The organism is Mesorhizobium sp. M0184 (genome assembly GCF_040322215.1).
In the GTDB taxonomy this organism is placed as follows: Bacteria; Pseudomonadota; Alphaproteobacteria; order Rhizobiales; family Rhizobiaceae; genus Mesorhizobium.
Genome location: NZ_JAMYSZ010000018.1, coordinates 64,581 through 79,653, shown reverse-complemented (window position 1 = coordinate 79,653; position 15,073 = coordinate 64,581). Strand labels below are relative to the sequence as shown.

The 15,073-nt window shown below is 61.4% G+C and carries 18 protein-coding genes and 2 pseudogenes; 8 read left to right on the top strand and 12 right to left on the bottom strand.

The genetic code is table 11. From position 1 onward, the window contains the following. Positions 1 to 4: 4 nt before the first annotated feature. The 8 genes from trbJ to NKJ23_RS21465 form a co-directional block, all read right to left on the bottom strand. Entirely contained in the window at positions 5 to 730 is a 726-nt protein-coding gene (trbJ, locus tag NKJ23_RS21505) for a P-type conjugative transfer protein TrbJ (protein WP_352473678.1), read from the bottom strand. Further along, a complete protein-coding gene (trbE, locus tag NKJ23_RS21500; protein ID WP_352682164.1) occupies positions 727 to 3,177 on the bottom strand; it encodes a conjugal transfer protein TrbE in 2,451 nt (816 codons plus the stop codon). Before trbE ends, trbJ begins: the two co-directional genes overlap by 4 nt. Next, positions 3,171 to 3,443, bottom strand: a complete 273-nt coding sequence (locus tag NKJ23_RS21495) for a VirB3 family type IV secretion system protein (protein ID WP_023680309.1) — start codon at positions 3,441 to 3,443, stop codon at positions 3,171 to 3,173. The genes trbE and NKJ23_RS21495 overlap by 7 nt, the downstream gene beginning before the upstream one ends. Next, positions 3,443 to 3,751, bottom strand: a complete 309-nt coding sequence (locus NKJ23_RS21490) for a TrbC/VirB2 family type IV secretion system protein (protein ID WP_023680310.1) — start codon at positions 3,749 to 3,751, stop codon at positions 3,443 to 3,445. Before NKJ23_RS21490 ends, NKJ23_RS21495 begins: the two co-directional genes overlap by 1 nt. 11 nt (positions 3,752 to 3,762) lie before the next feature. Continuing rightward, a complete protein-coding gene (gene trbB / locus NKJ23_RS21485) occupies positions 3,763 to 4,731 on the bottom strand; it encodes a P-type conjugative transfer ATPase TrbB (RefSeq protein ID WP_352509269.1) in 969 nt (322 codons plus the stop codon). Continuing rightward, positions 4,728 to 5,141 (bottom strand): CopG family transcriptional regulator, encoded by a 414-nt coding sequence (locus NKJ23_RS21480; RefSeq protein WP_352682162.1) that lies wholly within the window; start codon positions 5,139 to 5,141, stop codon positions 4,728 to 4,730. The genes trbB and NKJ23_RS21480 overlap by 4 nt, the downstream gene beginning before the upstream one ends. Before the next feature lie 120 nt (positions 5,142 to 5,261). Further along, complete coding sequence (locus tag NKJ23_RS21475) at positions 5,262 to 7,289, bottom strand: conjugal transfer protein TraG (RefSeq protein WP_352509271.1); 2,028 nt, start codon at positions 7,287 to 7,289, stop codon at positions 5,262 to 5,264. A 970-nt stretch (positions 7,290 to 8,259) separates the two neighbouring features. After that, entirely contained in the window at positions 8,260 to 8,493 is a 234-nt protein-coding gene (locus NKJ23_RS21465; protein WP_352508341.1) for a hypothetical protein, read from the bottom strand. Positions 8,494 to 8,665: 172 nt separating this feature from the next. Between NKJ23_RS21465 and NKJ23_RS21460 the strand changes: the two genes are divergently transcribed. Then, positions 8,666 to 8,983 carry a KTSC domain-containing protein gene (locus tag NKJ23_RS21460; RefSeq protein ID WP_352508340.1) on the top strand — a complete coding sequence of 106 codons (318 nt, stop codon included), beginning with the start codon at positions 8,666 to 8,668 and terminating at the stop codon, positions 8,981 to 8,983. A 315-nt stretch (positions 8,984 to 9,298) separates the two neighbouring features. Here NKJ23_RS21460 and NKJ23_RS21455 read toward each other — a convergent pair whose 3' ends face one another. Beyond that, positions 9,299 to 9,487, bottom strand: coding sequence for a hypothetical protein (locus NKJ23_RS21455; protein ID WP_352508339.1), 189 nt, complete (start codon positions 9,485 to 9,487; stop codon positions 9,299 to 9,301). Continuing rightward, on the bottom strand, positions 9,474 to 9,782 hold the full coding sequence (locus NKJ23_RS21450; protein WP_352682161.1) for a hypothetical protein: 309 nt from the start codon (positions 9,780 to 9,782) through the stop codon (positions 9,474 to 9,476). Before NKJ23_RS21450 ends, NKJ23_RS21455 begins: the two co-directional genes overlap by 14 nt. A gap of 176 nt (positions 9,783 to 9,958) precedes the next feature. Here NKJ23_RS21450 and NKJ23_RS21445 point away from each other — a divergent pair, with 176 nt between their 5' ends. The 3 genes and pseudogenes from NKJ23_RS21445 to NKJ23_RS21435 all read left to right on the top strand — a co-directional run. Then, positions 9,959 to 10,297 (top strand): hypothetical protein, encoded by a 339-nt coding sequence (locus NKJ23_RS21445; protein WP_352457937.1) that lies wholly within the window; start codon positions 9,959 to 9,961, stop codon positions 10,295 to 10,297. 407 nt (positions 10,298 to 10,704) lie between these two features. Further along, positions 10,705 to 11,124: a hypothetical protein gene (locus NKJ23_RS21440; protein WP_352682212.1), complete on the top strand. Its 420-nt coding sequence runs from the start codon at positions 10,705 to 10,707 to the stop codon at positions 11,122 to 11,124. A 244-nt stretch (positions 11,125 to 11,368) separates the two neighbouring features. After that, positions 11,369 to 11,521: pseudogene (locus NKJ23_RS21435) on the top strand (diguanylate cyclase); the annotation flags it as partial. Positions 11,522 to 11,707: 186 nt separating this feature from the next. On the opposite strand, the gene NKJ23_RS21430 reads toward NKJ23_RS21435, so the two are convergent. Next, positions 11,708 to 12,127, bottom strand: coding sequence for a hypothetical protein (locus tag NKJ23_RS21430; protein WP_352682210.1), 420 nt, complete (start codon positions 12,125 to 12,127; stop codon positions 11,708 to 11,710). A 57-nt stretch (positions 12,128 to 12,184) separates the two neighbouring features. Here NKJ23_RS21430 and NKJ23_RS21425 point away from each other — a divergent pair, with 57 nt between their 5' ends. Beyond that, positions 12,185 to 12,469 (top strand): DUF982 domain-containing protein, encoded by a 285-nt coding sequence (locus NKJ23_RS21425; protein WP_023680323.1) that lies wholly within the window; start codon positions 12,185 to 12,187, stop codon positions 12,467 to 12,469. Positions 12,470 to 12,868: 399 nt separating this feature from the next. Here the strand turns inward: NKJ23_RS21425 and NKJ23_RS21420 are convergent, their stop codons facing one another. After that, the gene (locus NKJ23_RS21420) at positions 12,869 to 13,426 is read right to left on the bottom strand and encodes a 5'-3' exonuclease (RefSeq protein WP_352508345.1); all 558 of its coding nucleotides are present in this window, start codon (positions 13,424 to 13,426) and stop codon (positions 12,869 to 12,871) included. 153 nt (positions 13,427 to 13,579) lie between these two features. Between NKJ23_RS21420 and NKJ23_RS21415 the strand changes: the two genes are divergently transcribed. The 3 genes and pseudogenes from NKJ23_RS21415 (at position 13,580) to NKJ23_RS21405 (ending at position 14,896) form a co-directional block, all read left to right on the top strand. Then, on the top strand, positions 13,580 to 13,828 hold the full coding sequence (locus NKJ23_RS21415; RefSeq protein WP_352516146.1) for a cyclophilin-like fold protein: 249 nt from the start codon (positions 13,580 to 13,582) through the stop codon (positions 13,826 to 13,828). Between the two features lie 150 nt (positions 13,829 to 13,978). After that, positions 13,979 to 14,192 (top strand): annotated as a pseudogene (locus tag NKJ23_RS21410) (alcohol dehydrogenase catalytic domain-containing protein); the annotation flags it as partial. 446 nt (positions 14,193 to 14,638) lie between these two features. Next, positions 14,639 to 14,896, top strand: coding sequence for a hypothetical protein (locus NKJ23_RS21405; RefSeq protein WP_352508334.1), 258 nt, complete (start codon positions 14,639 to 14,641; stop codon positions 14,894 to 14,896). Positions 14,897 to 15,073: the final 177 nt, after the last annotated feature.

Genomic DNA, 15,073 nt, shown 5'->3' with positions numbered 1-15,073 from the left:
CTGATCAGTTGCCGGGATAGGCCGTACCGGTGCCCAGGAAACGCTTCGTCGTCTCGCGGGCGGCTTCCTCAGACTGCGCCTTGCGGGCAGCATCTTCGGCTTCAGCCCGGAACTGGGTCGCGAGCAGCGTCTGGATCTGCATCTGCTGCTTGGTCGAAAGCGCGATCAGCTGATTGGTGGCCTGGCTTGCCTCAAGGGCACCTGCCGCGCCCTGACTGCGGTTGACGAGATCGGTAAGCAGGTCGCCGTCGGCCCGCACGTTCTCCACGATCTGCGACTGCGCGCTCATGGTTTGGCGGAACGCCTGCATGGCGTTTTGCCAGCGCTCGCGCGCGGCGCTCGCCACATCGTTGACCTCGATTGTGGCGTCGTAGCTTTCCGGATATTGCACACGCCACTGGTTCTGAAGCTTGTCGAGATCGAAGCTCAGGCCGCTGGCCTGGGTCATCAGGCCGTCGATCCGTTGGAGCGAACCTGTGAGCTGGCCCACCGAAGAAAAATCCAGGCGCTGAAGGTGCCGCGCCATGTTCTGCAGCATCGTCGCCTGGTTCTGAAGCGACTGGATCTGGTTGTTTATCTGCTCCAGGGAACGTGCCGCTGTCAGCACGTTCTGCGCATAATTCGACGGATCGAACACGATCAGGGCGTGGGCCGGCTGAACGTAGTCGGCCATTGGTTTTGCGATCAGGGAAACGGTGATCAGGCTGGTGAGAAGGCGGCGCCGCATCATGACGATTGCTCCTTGTCTGGTTGAGGGAATTGCTGGAGAAGCTCGGCAGCCCAATCGAGGCCGCGCGCACTCAGGAACCGGGAGGCAAAGCTGTCCTGCCCGTGCTCTGACAGGACGCTGTCGATCAAAGCTTGCGTGGCCGGATCAGAGGCGCCGCAGAGCGCAAGAGCGATCGGGCCGAGCCCGAGCTCGAAGAGGCGGTTGCCGCGGCGTGACTGCAGATAATACTGGCGCTTCGGTGTGGCACGGGCGACCAATTCGATTTGCCGCTCGTTCAGGCCGAAGCACTCATAGGCTGCCCGCACCTGCGGCTCCACGGCACGGTCATTGGGAAGAAAAATGCGCTGTGGGCAGCTCTCGATGATTGCCGGCGCGATCGACGAGGCAGCGATGTCTGCAAGTGACTGCGTGGCGAAAATGACGGAGACGTTCTTCTTTCGCAGCACCTTCAGCCATTCGCGGATGCGGGCGGCAAAGAGAGGGTTGTCGAGATAGACCCACGCCTCGTCGAGCATCAGCAGCGTCGGCCGTCCGTCGAACCGCTCCTCGAGACGATGGAACAGATAGGTGAGCACCGGGAGCACAGCGCCTTGGCTGTGCATCAGCTCTTCGGTCTCGAAACACTGCACATCCGACAAAGCCAGCCGATCTTCATCGGCATCGAGCAGCCGGCCGAAGGGACCGTCGAGCGTGTAGGGCATCAACGCGGCCTTGAGCCCATTGGACTGAAGCAGAACCGACAGGCCCGTCAGCGTGCGTTCCTGCACCGGCGCAGTCGCAAGGCTGATGAGTGCCGACCAGATCGCCTCCTTTACCTCCGGCGTAACGCTGACATTCTCATGGGCAACGAGGCCGGCTATCCATTCCGCCGCCCAGCTGCGAGTAGTCTGGTCGCCGATATTGCTCAGTGGCTGGAAGGCAAGCGCACCATCCGCGCCCAGCGCGTGGTGTTCTCCGCCCATGGCCAGTGTTGCCGCACGAGCCGAATTGCCCTTGTCGAAGACATAGACCTGCGCCCCGGCATAGCGTCGAAACTGCAGAGCGACTAGCGCGAGCAGAACCGACTTGCCGGCACCGGTCGGACCAACGATCAGCATGTGACCGACATCGTCGACATGGGTGGAAAGCCGAAACGGTGTCGACCCGTTGGTCTCTGCGAAGAGAAGCGGCGGGGATTCGGTCCCAGTCACGTTGGCGAGATGCTCGTTATCCACCGGACCGGCCCACGCCGACGACAGCGGCATGACATGGGCAAGATTCAGCGTGTGAACGAGCGGCTGGCGAACGTTAGCGTAGACATGACCGGGCAACGAGCCGAGCCACGCCTCGACCGCATTGATGCTTTCACGGATCGTGGTGAAGCCGAGCCCATTGACTATGCGCTCAACCGCTCGGAGCTTTTCCGCGGCGGTCTGCCGGTCCTGGTCCCATACCGTCACCGTTGTGGTGAGATAGCCGAAGCCGACGTGATCGCCGCCCAATGCCTGAAGGGCGGCATCCGCATCGAGCGCCTTGTTGTCGGCGTCACTATCGACGAGAGGGACGGGTTCGTTGGTCACGACCTCGCGCAGGATGGCTGCGACCGATTTGCGCTTGGCAAACCACTGACGGCGCAACCGGGTCAGTGTCTTTGTGGCTTCCGTCTTGTCGAGCGGGATGAAGCGCGTCATCCAGCGGTAGGCGAAATCCTGATGGTTGAGCGCGTCGAGGATCCCTGGCCGGGTGACGTTCGGGAAACCAAGGATGGTGAGGGTGCACAGATGCTGCTCACCCAGCATCGGCTCCAGGCCGCCGGTAAGCGGCGCGTCAACCAGAACACCGTCGAGATACATTGGCGTTTCCGGCATGGCGACCGGATGTTGGTAGGTCGAGATTGTGCCGTGCAGATAGGTTAGCGTCTCGGCATCATCGAGGGCGCGCACTTCCGGCATGAAGCCGGACAGCAAATCCAGGACGCGGTCGGTCTCGTCGCGAAACCACGCCAGCTCCTGGCGCCAGTCTCTAGCCCCTCCCGAGTGATGCGAGTCGACCAGTGCGCTTTCCGCCCGCGCCTGGCCATCTGGCGCCGGCATGAAGACCAAGGTCAGATGATAGCGACTCTCGAAGTGCGCGACCTTGCCCTCGAAGGCCGCGCGCCGTTCCTCATCGACCAGCCATGAGGCAGCATCGGGAAAAGCCGAGCTCGGATAGCCCAGCGCTTCAACGCGCTCGGCCTCGAAAAACAACCCCCATCCGGAGCCCAACCTTCGTAGCGCATTGTTGGCTCGTGCGCAGATGCCGACCAATTCGGCTTCGGTCGCGCTTTCAAGGTCGGGGCCACGGAACCGGAAGGTTCGCTGGAAGCTACCGTCTTTATTGAGCACGATGCCGGGCGCGACCAAAGCGGCCCAGGGCAGATGATCGGCCAGCCGATCGGCTTTGCCGCGATACTCCGAAAGGTTCAGCATGCAAGCCACCCCTTCAGGCGAAGATGACGGACAAGCACGCTGGCGAAGTCCGGATCGCGGCGAGCGGCAAAGACCGCGAGCGTGTGGCCGGCGATCCAGAGCGCCAGTCCGGCGATCCACTGCTGCAGGCCAAGGCCTATTGCCGCGGCCACCGTGCCGTTGAGGATCGCCACCGCTCGCGGCGCGCCGCCCAGCAGGATCGGCTCAGTCAATGCCCTGTGAACGGGGACTTCGAAACCCTCGATATGCTGCTCTCCGGTGGCCATCAGACGAGTGCCCCGCCGCCGAAGGAGAAGAAGGAGAGAAAGAAGCTCGATGCCGCGAAGGCGATCGACAGGCCGAAGACAATCTGGATCAGCCGGCGAAAACCGCCTGCCGTGTCGCCGAAAGCAAGGGTCAGGCCGGTGGTGATGATGATGATCACCGCGACGATCTTGGCGACCGGTCCCTGGACCGACTCAAGGATCTGCTGCAGCGGCTGTTCCCAAGGCATGCCGGAGCCCGCTGCGTGGGCCGGGACGGTGAGAAGAAACGCGAGCGCGGTGGACGAAAGGAAGCGAAGCTTCTTGAGCATGAGGTGACCTTTCAAAACTGCTGGAGTTGCGGAAGCGTGAGCGGGGTGACGGCGTAATCACCGCTGCTGTCGAGACCGGTGACCTCAGCGATCGCGTCAATGCGGCGCGAGGATCCGCGCCCAGCGATGAAGACGATCAGATCTACCGCATCAGCGATGAGGCGGCGGGGAACGGTGACGACGGCTTCCTGGGCGAGCTGCTCGATACGGTAGAGAGCGGAGCGCGCCGAATTGGCGTGAACCGTCGCGATGCCGCCGGGATGCCCGGTGTTCCATGCCTTCAGCATGTCCAGGGCTTCCGCGCCCCTGACTTCGCCCACGATGATGCGGTCGGGTCTGAGCCGCAGGGTCGAGCGCACGAGATCGGCGAGCGTGATCGACCCCCGCCTCGTCCTCAAGGCAACGCAATCCTTCGCCGCGCATTGCAGTTCGCGCGTGTCCTCGATCAGGATCACCCGCTCGTCGCAATCGGCGGCTTGTGCCAGCAGCGCATTGGCAAGTGTTGTCTTGCCCGACGACGTGCCGCCGGCGACCAGGATGTTGCGCCGCTCGCGGACCGCCTTCTTCAGCGCATCGGCCTGCAGCGGCAGCATGACCCCGTCGGCGACATAGTCGGCCAACGTGTAGAGTTTCGCCGCAGGCTTTCGGATGGCGAAGCATGGCCCCAGCACGACAGGCGGCAGCAGACCCTCGAAGCGCTCGCCCGATGGCAATTCGGCGCTGACAATCGGATTGTCCGCATGCGCCTCGGCGCGCACGTGGGAGGCGACCAGGCGGATGATGCGTTCGGCCTCAGAAGGATGCATGTGCACGCCGGTGTCGACCCGGCCTTCACCCAACCGGTCGAGCCGCAGCGCACCGTCGGGATTGACCATCACCTCAATGACGGTCGCATCGGCAAGGGCTTCGGTGATCGCCGGACCCATGGCGGTGCGCAGCATGGCGCGGCGGCGATGGTCGGCTTCCGGATGAGAACTCATCCTTCCCCTCCCCTGCGATCGTCGGTGCCAAGTGACCGTTTCGCGGAAGCGATTTGGCGGCCGACTTGTTCGACGAACTTCTCGAAGCGCTCCTGGGCAATCGCTTGCGTCGCCTTGTCCGGCACCGGCGTGTGAGCATGAAGCGTGATCGAAAAGCGGATGAAGAGCGCCAGGCTCTCCAGGATCATCTCGACATCGCGCCTGACATGTCCGAGGTCACGGGAAAGACGGTCGAGCCTCTTGCCGTAGCGGTGGTCGAGTTCATTCTCCCCACGCCGCTCGATAAAGGCCTCGACCGCGTGCGCCACAATGGCCGATTTGGTGGTCGATGGATTGCGGCTGAGGTTCTCCAGCTTCTCGCTCAACTCGGGTCCAAGCAAAAACTGGTGACGAATGCGGTGGGGCTTCATGCTGCTTGTTCCCTCTGACCGGCGCTGATGCACCGGCGACGGGAACGAGCATCGTCGAGATCCTCGAAATCGCTTACGGCCGTTATCTACGCTGAGATGCGCCCGCGTATGGCGCGCCGTTCAGAAGCCGGGCACGATGTCCTTGTCGTCGCCCATTCCCTCATTGAGGCCGTACGCACGTGCTGCGGTGGAAATCCGATCCATGACGCGCTTGTCGGCGAGCGTCTCGCAGTCATCGTCTGCGGGCGTGAACAGATCGCCATGATCAGGCTCCTGGGCGACGAGGGTCCGTTCTTCGGGCAGGCCCGGATGGCGCTGCTGCTGGACACCTCCGTCTTCGATTGCCGCGCCGGCACTGTCGTCGTCGCCAGCAAGACGCCGATCCACGCCGCGCACCTGTCCGCTCCAATCGTCCGGGCGCGACGTGGGCCGATCCGCGTAGGCACCGTCGCGCAGCACCGGCGAAGGCAGCACTCGCTCCGTGAAATTCGGATCCTGGTAATAACGCAACTTCTTGGCGCGAATCGGCGGCAATCCCGAAACCAGGATTAGTTCGTCAGCCTGCGGCAACTGCATCACCTCACCCGGCGTCAGCAGGGGGCGAGCGGTCTCTTGGCGGCTTACCATGACGTGGGACAACCAGGGCGCCAACCGATGGCCGGCATAGTTACGCATCGATCTGAGTTCCGTCGCGGTACCGAGCGCGTCCGAGATGCGTTTGGCCGTGCGCTCGTCATTTGAGGAAAAGGCAATCCGCACATGGCAATTGTCGAGAATGGCGTTGTTCTCGCCATAGGCCTTGGAGATTTGGTTCAACGATTGCGCTATCAGATAAGCGCGGATGCCGTAGCCTGCCATGAAGGCGAGCGCAGTCTCGAAGAAGTCGAGCCGACCGAGCGCCGGAAATTCATCCAGCATCATCAGGAGCTGATGCTTGCGGCTCTTCTTTGGATCGCCCTCCAGGCGCTCGGTCAGCCGCCGGCCGATTTGATTGAGCACCAATCGCACCAGGGGCTTAGTGCGGGAGATATCCGACGGCGGCACGACCAGATACAGCGACATCGGTCGCTCGGCATCCACAAGGTCGGCAATGCGCCAGTCGCAGGCCGATGTTGCCGCGGCCACCGTTGGATCACGATAGAGCCCGAGAAACGACATGGCGGTCGAGAGAACGCCTGAGCGCTCGTTCTCTGACTTGTTCAGCACCTCACGAGCCGCCGAGGCCACGACCGGATGGACCTGGGGCTTGTCCACCGTGCCGAGGTGGTTGGTGGTCATCATCCGCTGCAGTGTCGCAGCGAATGAGCGTTGCGGGTCCGACAGGAAGGTGGCGACACGGGCGAGTGTCTTTTCCTCTTCGGCGTAGAGCACGTGCAAGATGGCGCCAACTAGAAGTGAATGACTGGTCTTCTCCCAATGGCTCCGCCGCTCCAGCGCGCCTTCCGGATCGACGAGAATGTCGGCGATGTTCTGAACGTCGCGGACCTCATCTGGACCTTTGCGCACTTCCAGCAGCGGGTTGTACCGCGCCGATCTCGGATCGGTCGGATTGAACAAGAGACAGTGCGAGAACTTCGACCTCCAGCCAGAGGTCAGCTGCCAGTTCTCGCCTTTGATGTCGTGAATGACGGCCGAGCCGGTCCAGGAAAGAAGGGTTGGAACAACGAGTCCGACGCCCTTGCCCGAACGTGTCGGCGCAAAGGCCATGACGTGTTCCGGTCCGTCATGGCGCAGATAGCGATAATTCAGTCCGCCAAGGAAAACGCCGGCCGGCTGAAACAGCCCCGCCTTCTCGATTTCCAGCTTCATGGCCCATCGTGAGGACCCATAGGTGGTGACCAACCCCCGCTGCCGTGCGCGCCAGAGGGACCCAGCTATCGCGGCGGCACAGCCCAGGAACCCACTGGCTCCGGCAAGTATGCCAGCCTTGTCAAAGACCTCAGGCGCATAGGCGTCAAATTGGAACCACCATTCGAACAGCTTCCACGGCTGGTAGATCGGCCAGCCGACTGTCACAAACCATGGTGCGCCGAGTGACGGCTGATAGGAGAGCATGTGGGCGCACCATTGGGTTGCAGTCCACACGCCAAGAATGACAATTGCGAATACGACAGCGATCTGCCCAATCAGCAACTTCGTGGGTGTCAATGGCTTGCTCCGCTCTTCTGGCCAGACGGACCAAACATCGCGCCGAGCGATGAGAATTCGAACGGCCGCTACGTGCGACTAGGTGCGATGACAAGGTTGATAGGCATTATTCAGCTGCGAACAGCGAAAATCCGCCGCAGCAACCGATCGGCGGTGCCAGGTACGCGGTTAGGTCGCAGAAGATGTTGGGGCTTCAGGCGCGGGCACATTGAAGATGTGCTGACAGACAAACCTTTGGAGCCGACGCGTTTGTGCGAGTAGCGAGCTGAAGGGCTCGGCGAGAAATCGTCGTTCTCAATCGGGCGACGGGGGATACATCGGCGAAGACAGGGAGGATGGGCCAGACCGAGCCGACGGAAAGGTCGTAGCCAAGGCGGCCTTGGAGCGCATAGCGCCTGGCCGGGAGGCCGCCGCCAGTCAGACTTACGCGGCGCGTCGTTGAGCGAGGTGAAGACCCGAACGGGCTCGACGAGGGTCCACGGCGGTCACAATGTGGTGGTGGTGATCGCAGTAGACGCGATCCGGCGAAGTTGGCCCAGCACAAAAACGATAACCGCCGGGTACAGAAGCGTCTTCGCTCACCGGGAAGCGGCACTGATAGAGGCCTAGCTGAATGAGGGGGACATCTCTCGAAGTTGGTCTGATATTTTCAGGCATGATGGTTTCCTAGTTCGTAGCAGTTACCAGCTGACGGCCGCAGTGCGACCCGTCGGGACGAGCTTCTCTCGTTTTGGAGGGCTATGGGTCACCATATGGTGTTGGTAGCACCATCAATGAAGCCCTACGCCCTGCTTCTGAAGCCAATAGTTTGCGACTTAAGGCCACACGCGCGAACGCATTAGCAATCTACCATCGTGTCCCCGAGGCACTCGCCCGCCGCGGTTTGCCGGCGGCGGGGTGGCACTGGCTTGTGGGGCCCTAGGCCCACTCGCGGCGCTCGCACTGGATCTCGGTGCGGGTTTCCCTTGTCTCATCGCCCTGTCAGCGCCTTGCAAATGAGCGAAACCAAGCTGTCGCGCGCTCGCTCGTGGAGTGCGCCTTTCGGCCGCCATGCAAGGAAATCATCAACGCTCATCCAATCAGCCGGGTTTGTGTCGGCGTCTGGCTGGCTGAATTCCACATACAGATGCAGTTCGTCCGGCACGAAGACGACCCTCCACAATCCTTCGATGTCATTGGCAAGGTTGTAGGCGAGGACGGTCATGGCGGGGCACTCCTTTCGCCGTGGAGCGTGCCTATCTCACGGGAAAATTCCATCGCCAGAAGTTGGTATTGACGCTCCCGCTTTCTCACAAATCCAACGTCCGCATGATGCCGAAAGGTGCAGCTAGCTTTTTTGTATCCTGGTTGGAACACGGGACCGCCGCGCAAGTTCGGTGCACGCAGCCATTCCTCCCCTCCAGGTATTGCTGCAGATCGGTATCCCGATCGGCCCGCGCTCCCCGCAAGGCGCGGGCCCTGGGGCTGTGGTGCTCATGCCATCTACTTCGATCCGCAAGATGGAATATGATCGGGATAGAAGAACCCTCTCGGTGTGGTTCGTCGCCAGCCGTAAACGGTACGAGTTTGAGGGGGTACCGCCGGAAACCTTTGCCGCGTTCCGGGCCGCGTTCGCCAAGGGCCGCTATTTCAACGACCACATCCGCAACAATTTCCGCTACCGTCTGGTTGCGAGCGATAGCGACCCGGGATGACCTGACCTGCCGGCGGCTCAGTCGTCCTATCGCTCCAACCGGCGGTTGGTGGACGCGTTGCCGCTGTGGCGCTTAGGGTTGGTTACGGTCCGCGCTCACTTGGCAAGCCCACCCCCCGCATCCCCCCGCCTGGTGCAAAGCGTTTGATCGGTCCCGCCGTTCTGGCAGTGCGGCGGGACTTTTTTGCGGTCCAGGTGGAGCATCGGCGCGCGGGGAAGGCGCGGTGCACGCAGCACCCTTTTCTCATCCAACGTACGTCGGTGGCGCGCTGAAGGGTCTCAATGACGGTCTGCCGCCGGAGCTCAATTAGCTGGACTATTGCTCGACCGGAAGCGGCTGGTGCTGCGGCTCAGCGTGATGAAAGACCTGTCCAAGATCGCGCGCGTCGAACGTTTGGCCGCAGACTGGGCAGTAGACCAAGTGCTTCGACTCGTCCTCTACCGGCCCGTCATGCGGCCTGCCCTCATAGCCGGTCGCGATGTTGTCGGTTCTAATCCGGGGCATCGACAAGTGCCTTTCGTCGTTTTGGCGGCCGATATTTCTCCATTAGCCGGACCTTGTCACGGTCGACCGTGACCAGCGGCCCGAGGTCGATCGTCACGGTGTCCTCGTCGATGCGCGTGACCTCGCCTTTCAGGTCGATTTGCTGGCCTCGGTTCACCTTGGTGTGGTCGATGATGGAATGTGGGAAGTCGTAACCTGGGATAGAGACGCTTACGCGGTCCTCTGTTATTGTTATCCGCCTTCGAACCCTGGCCGTAATCGCCACCTGGTCACCAATGCCTATTCCCCGAGCCATGCCATGGATTCTGGTGCGGGCAGTGTCCTCTTCAAGAGGCTTCTAATATACGCCCGCAATCGTAAGGCTGACCTACGACCAGAGTTACAAAAGTTGAACTTCATCGGGGAACACTCCTTCTGTCTGCCTGTTCAATTTGCCAGGCGCATCCCGCGCATTCAGACAGGAGAAAGATGATGAAACGCATCCTTTTGGCTTCGGCCGTGCTGGCGGTGTCGGCCGGGCTTTCCTTTGCCCAGACGACTAGCGGAACTTCGAGCGGAACCTCGACCACCACAACCATGCCCAGTACGACGGATCAGGGCACCGGCACGACGAGCAGCGGCACCAACATGTCCGGCGATCAGGGCACCGACACGACGACCACCAGCGGCACCACAAATCCGAACTCGGCCAGAGACTGCGCGCCGGGCCAGCAGACTGGCAGCGCTCAGCAGGCGGCGCCTGGTCAGCAGGACACGACAGCCAATACCGCCGCGCCGGGCCAGGTGAAAAAGACCGACGAAGGTTGCTGATTGGCACATCGGCTCGGGTTGGAATCACCAGCGTGTGGCTGGCTGATCTCCCCCGACCACCGCCTGAACTCAACTCGGCTGGCGAGCAAGTTCCCGCCAGCTCAACGTTCTGATGCTGAAAATACTGGACCAGATCTATGCGTTCTCACCGTGGCGCCAGCGAAGCGACGACACCGGGGCGGGACAGGCGAGGCCGCTACAGCTCCAGGCTTATCTTCCCGGTGCGCACGGCGTCGACGACTTCGCTCATCGAGTCGAGGACGAGCTGGCCGACGATCCCCATGCGGATCAGCAACTCAGGGTCGATCGAGGGACGGCCGATCGGGCAGGCCGCACCCTAATACCCAGGCGGAAAGGCCACGCCCACGCCTGGACACGGCCAGTGTATAGCGGCGGACTGCTTGCCAATGAGCTCTAGTGATGTCGAGCGCCCGCTGCGCCGATATGAGCGTGGAGGCCACGAACAGGCGTTTCAAAGGTCTGGCCTGATCGCGCCGGTTGATGATGCGGATAAAGGCCTGGTGGCCAGGCATCAGCGGCTCGGCCGCCGCCACGATCTCGGCCTGCCGCCACTTGTAGAAGGGCGCAGATACTGGCGGATGGCCTTGAGCGTAGCGTCATGCTGGAGCGCCAACGGATCGGGATCGATGCCGCCAAAAGGCGACAAGACCAAGTACCCAGGACCGAAGCCAACAGCGATGGGGAAGCGCGACAAGATCGTGAAGTTGGATGCCGAGGGCATGACCAGAACAGCGATAGCCAAAGGAACTGGGGTCAGTGAGCGGAGCGTTTATCGGGAGCTTCAGGGGACCGGTGAGCGCCGATAGGTGACCACTAGGACTACGAGGCGAATTAGGCCCCACCAGACTATGAAACGCTCCTCTCCCAAGCTGACCCGCGCTCTTCCGTATCTTGACCCTCAGCTTCAGACGCCTGTCGAGGAAGTGTTCGACGCTGGCCATCACCCGTGCGCCCGCACGCTCGCTGCGAACATAGAGGGCAGTCGTCGGCGTAGCGAACGAAGCAGTGCTTGCGTCGCTCCAGTTCCTTGTCGAGTTCGTCCAGCATTCCGACTTTGAAACATGGCTGATTTCCACACAGTCGCGGCGGGGCAAGACCGGCTTTTAAGCGTTTGAGACGGATCTCATGGATGGTCGCTGGCTCTGGATGACGGAAACGGATCAAAACGACGGCTGGATGCTCTGCATAGCCAACGAGATCACAATCTGCGGCTTCGGAAGCGAGGCTAGTCTCCATGACGTCAGGGCACGCCGCCGCTTCCGGTCTGCCAGCCTGACGCATGTGTCAACAGTTCCGAGCCGAAGCACTGCACCGCCCTCCCAGCCAAAGAAAGTTGGCTCGCCCGACTGGCAGAAGAAGGCCTCGATGCTTCGCGCCTTCGCGGGGCCGTCAGCCAGACCATCGCCGGTGGGCCGCCGAAGGAACGTGGCATCCTTGCCGCGCTGCGCCGATCCCGCTGCCGGAGCCGATCTCCAGGTCAAGATCTGATGCGACATCTGCTCGATACAAACCGCCTCGGAGCCCCTGCTCTAAAGGAGGGCCCAACGAAACGACCATAATCTTTTCATCTCCTCCCTCACAGCCGTCGAATTCGTCGCGGTGTGCTTGAGAAGCCGTCGGCAAGCGGCGTGACGAGCTCGAAAAATAGTTCGCGGCGTCGGACGGTGCACAGATGCTTTTTGCCGGCCGGGTCCTGTTGTACGACGAGAGGATGGTCCGGCTAGGCAAAGTGCCGGGCCCAAGGAGAGCCAGCTCAGCCTCAATCGCATCGGCCAGCGATTCTTTGAATTCGCGGTAGTCCACATTCATGCAACCACTGCCCTTGTCTTCGCGTTTAGCTGCGTTCAATCGTGGGGAGCGACAAGAATGCGGGCCTTCAGTCCAATTACAATCTGCCTCAATCGCAACCTGACGGTGGTCGCGTCCATAGCCGACGCAATGAAGGTGCTTCAGCAACCATGGCCTAGAATGGGAAAGCCGGGGCGGCTCAACGCGATCCGAATGGTCGAGGAGTCCCTCGCCGGGCATTGCAGCCAGCAAGCTGCGCTCGAGGCCTTCAAGGCGGCCGCGGCTGAACAGGGACTCCTTAGAACAAGAGGGACCACCGCAGGTCTGGGGAAAATTGCGCGGATGGTTGAAGATCTGATGTGAGGTCATGCCGGCCTCCCTAACACTGAAGAGCCGCCCCACTTGAAGCCCGAAATACTGCCTTCTCCCGCGGCAGCCGAAACGCCTCAAAACGGGCTATTAGCCTGGACGTGAGAAGGCCCTGGCTGTACAGTCTAAATGAGATCGACTGGTCGTCGTAGGCCCGTCGAAGTCAACGGGCTGGACCAAGCGTGTCAAAGACACGACTGGCGAAGAGATCGTGCCCAGCAGAGCGTGAGGGATCGCGATGCCAAGACCGATGCCGTCGAGCCGAGACACTCGCGGTCGAAGAGACCACGGAGAATCATCTGCTCATCAAGCCCAGTTCTCCGCGCAATCCTGATCGCGATTTTTGATAAGGTGCAGCCGCACTGTTTGGCCAGCGCAGAAATTCACCGTCGGTTAAGTGGGTCCTGGCTGTCCCGGACGCGGACAGCCGAGCGTCCGTGCGAAGCGTCGCGAGATTTTTGAACAAAAGCGCGAGCTCTCTACCTTACCGAGGGCTTCAGGCGGAAAGCGTTCAAGAGGGCCGTAGCGGCCAAGCAGCCGGGCAGCCGAGACCAGGCCGATGCCTTCGAGACCCGGATAGCCATCGGCGGCATCACCGACGAGCGCGAGGAAATCTGGAATGAGGGCCGGCTCAACTCCGAACTTCTCGCGTACACCCGCGCCATCGCGAATTTTCTGGGTCCTGCGGTCTACCTGGACCACGTGGTCACCGCGGACACACTGCGCGAGATCCTTGTCCGGCGTCCAGATGCACGCCTTCTGCACGCGCTCATCGGCAGCCGCGCTGTGCGCCGCGGAGGCCAGCGCGTCGTCGGCTTCGAGCTCCATCATCGGCCAGACCGCCACTCCCATCGCCGCCAAGGCTTCCTCGAGGGGGTGAAACTGCGCGAGCAACGCCGGCTCGATGCCATCCCCGGTCTTGTAGCCGGGCCAGAGCTGATTTCTAAAGATTCGACTACATGATCGGTAGCCACCCCAACGTGTGTGGCGCCATTCTCGATCATCTCCAGCACTGTGTTCAGCACGCCGACGACGGCGCCAAACGGCTTGTCATGGCCGTTGTTGAACCGGCGTTGGCCGTAGAAGTGGCGAAACAGTTCGTATGTGCCGTCCACTAAATGTACGATCATTGCAATCCTCGAGGAAAAGCATCCGGCCCGGTCTGCAAAGCTAGACGACAGTTGGCCTTCTCCAAACCTTCAAGTAGGTGCGCTCCGCGAACAACGAGAAGATCAGCTACCTGCCGCGCAAGCTCAGCGAAGAGGGCAGCGGCCCGTTCGGGACCTCTGCTACTATGCACCTTGGGGCAAACTTGCGATCTTCTACGCCGGCTACCACTGGTCCAGGGATTGATTAGGCTCGGTCGCATCGACGGCGGCTTCGATCCTCTGCTGGTGGGAGGCGAATTCCGCTCCGCATCGAACTCCTCTCCTGATCCCATACTGACGACAGGACAACAACAATGCTTGGAAGCTTGGAACAGTTCTTTATGGTCCTGGCGACATCCGCTGCGATGAAGTCGCCGACCCGAAGGTTCTTCATCCGACTGACCCATCATCCAGCTCTCGGCGACCTGCATTTGCGGCTCGGACCTGTGGCCGTATAGGGGGATCCAGAATGTCGAAGCCCCATGCACATGGGTCAAGAATACTGCGGCATCGTCATGGAGGTCGGCAGCGAAATCAGGACGGTTCGTCCCGGCCAGTTCGCTGGCGGAGAGTTGGCTTTCGAGTTTGCTGAGGCCGAGTGAGACGGCGCAAGCCACCTTGATGTTCTGAGTTCGCTCTGCACTGGGGTCATACACCTTGATATGGTCTTATGTCCTAGGACAGAGGACACACCGCATGAATGGGATGAAAAGTCAGGATATCGTGATGCTTCTGAAGCTCGTGAGCTTGCAGGAGCAGGAGGGGCAAGTTGGCTCCGGGGAGCTTCATTGGAGCTTCTCGGGCGAGGCCCCGTACTCAGTTCGCGGCCTGGAATCGCTACCCGGGATCAGCAAAACGAGATCGACGCTTCGATCAAGCGAACCCTCTCGTCGGGACTCGCCATCAAAGATCGAGATACGGGCCGAGCCAATCCCCCTCGCCGCAATCTACACAATTTTCTCGTCCACGGACTGAAATTTGTGTTCCCCGCAAGGCGGGCGGCATCACGCGCGGCATGCCGACGGCCTTTGCCGCGCCAATGCTAAAAGGACTGCTGATGAGCGGCGGTGAGTACATCCACATCTGGCCGTTTGCGGAAGGCCGGGATATGGGCCAATCGATCGAGCCCTTGTTCAAGAGCGTGCCTGAAGCTGTTCCGAAAGATGAGCGGCTGGACGAATATCTTGCGCTTGTCGATGCGATCCGGCTCGGAAACCAGCGGGAGGTGGGCCTTGCCGGTGAGCGGCTTTCTGAAAGGCTTCTGAAGAAATGACTACCATCAGAGGCGAGCTGCTCCACATGCTACAGATAGTAGCCGAGGCGCTGGGAAGCGACTTTCGGGAGCGTCTGATATTTGTGGGCGGATGCACGACCGCTCTTTTCATTACCGACGAAGTCACGCTTGGGGATGTCAGGGCGACGGACGATGTCGATCTCATTGTCGATCTAC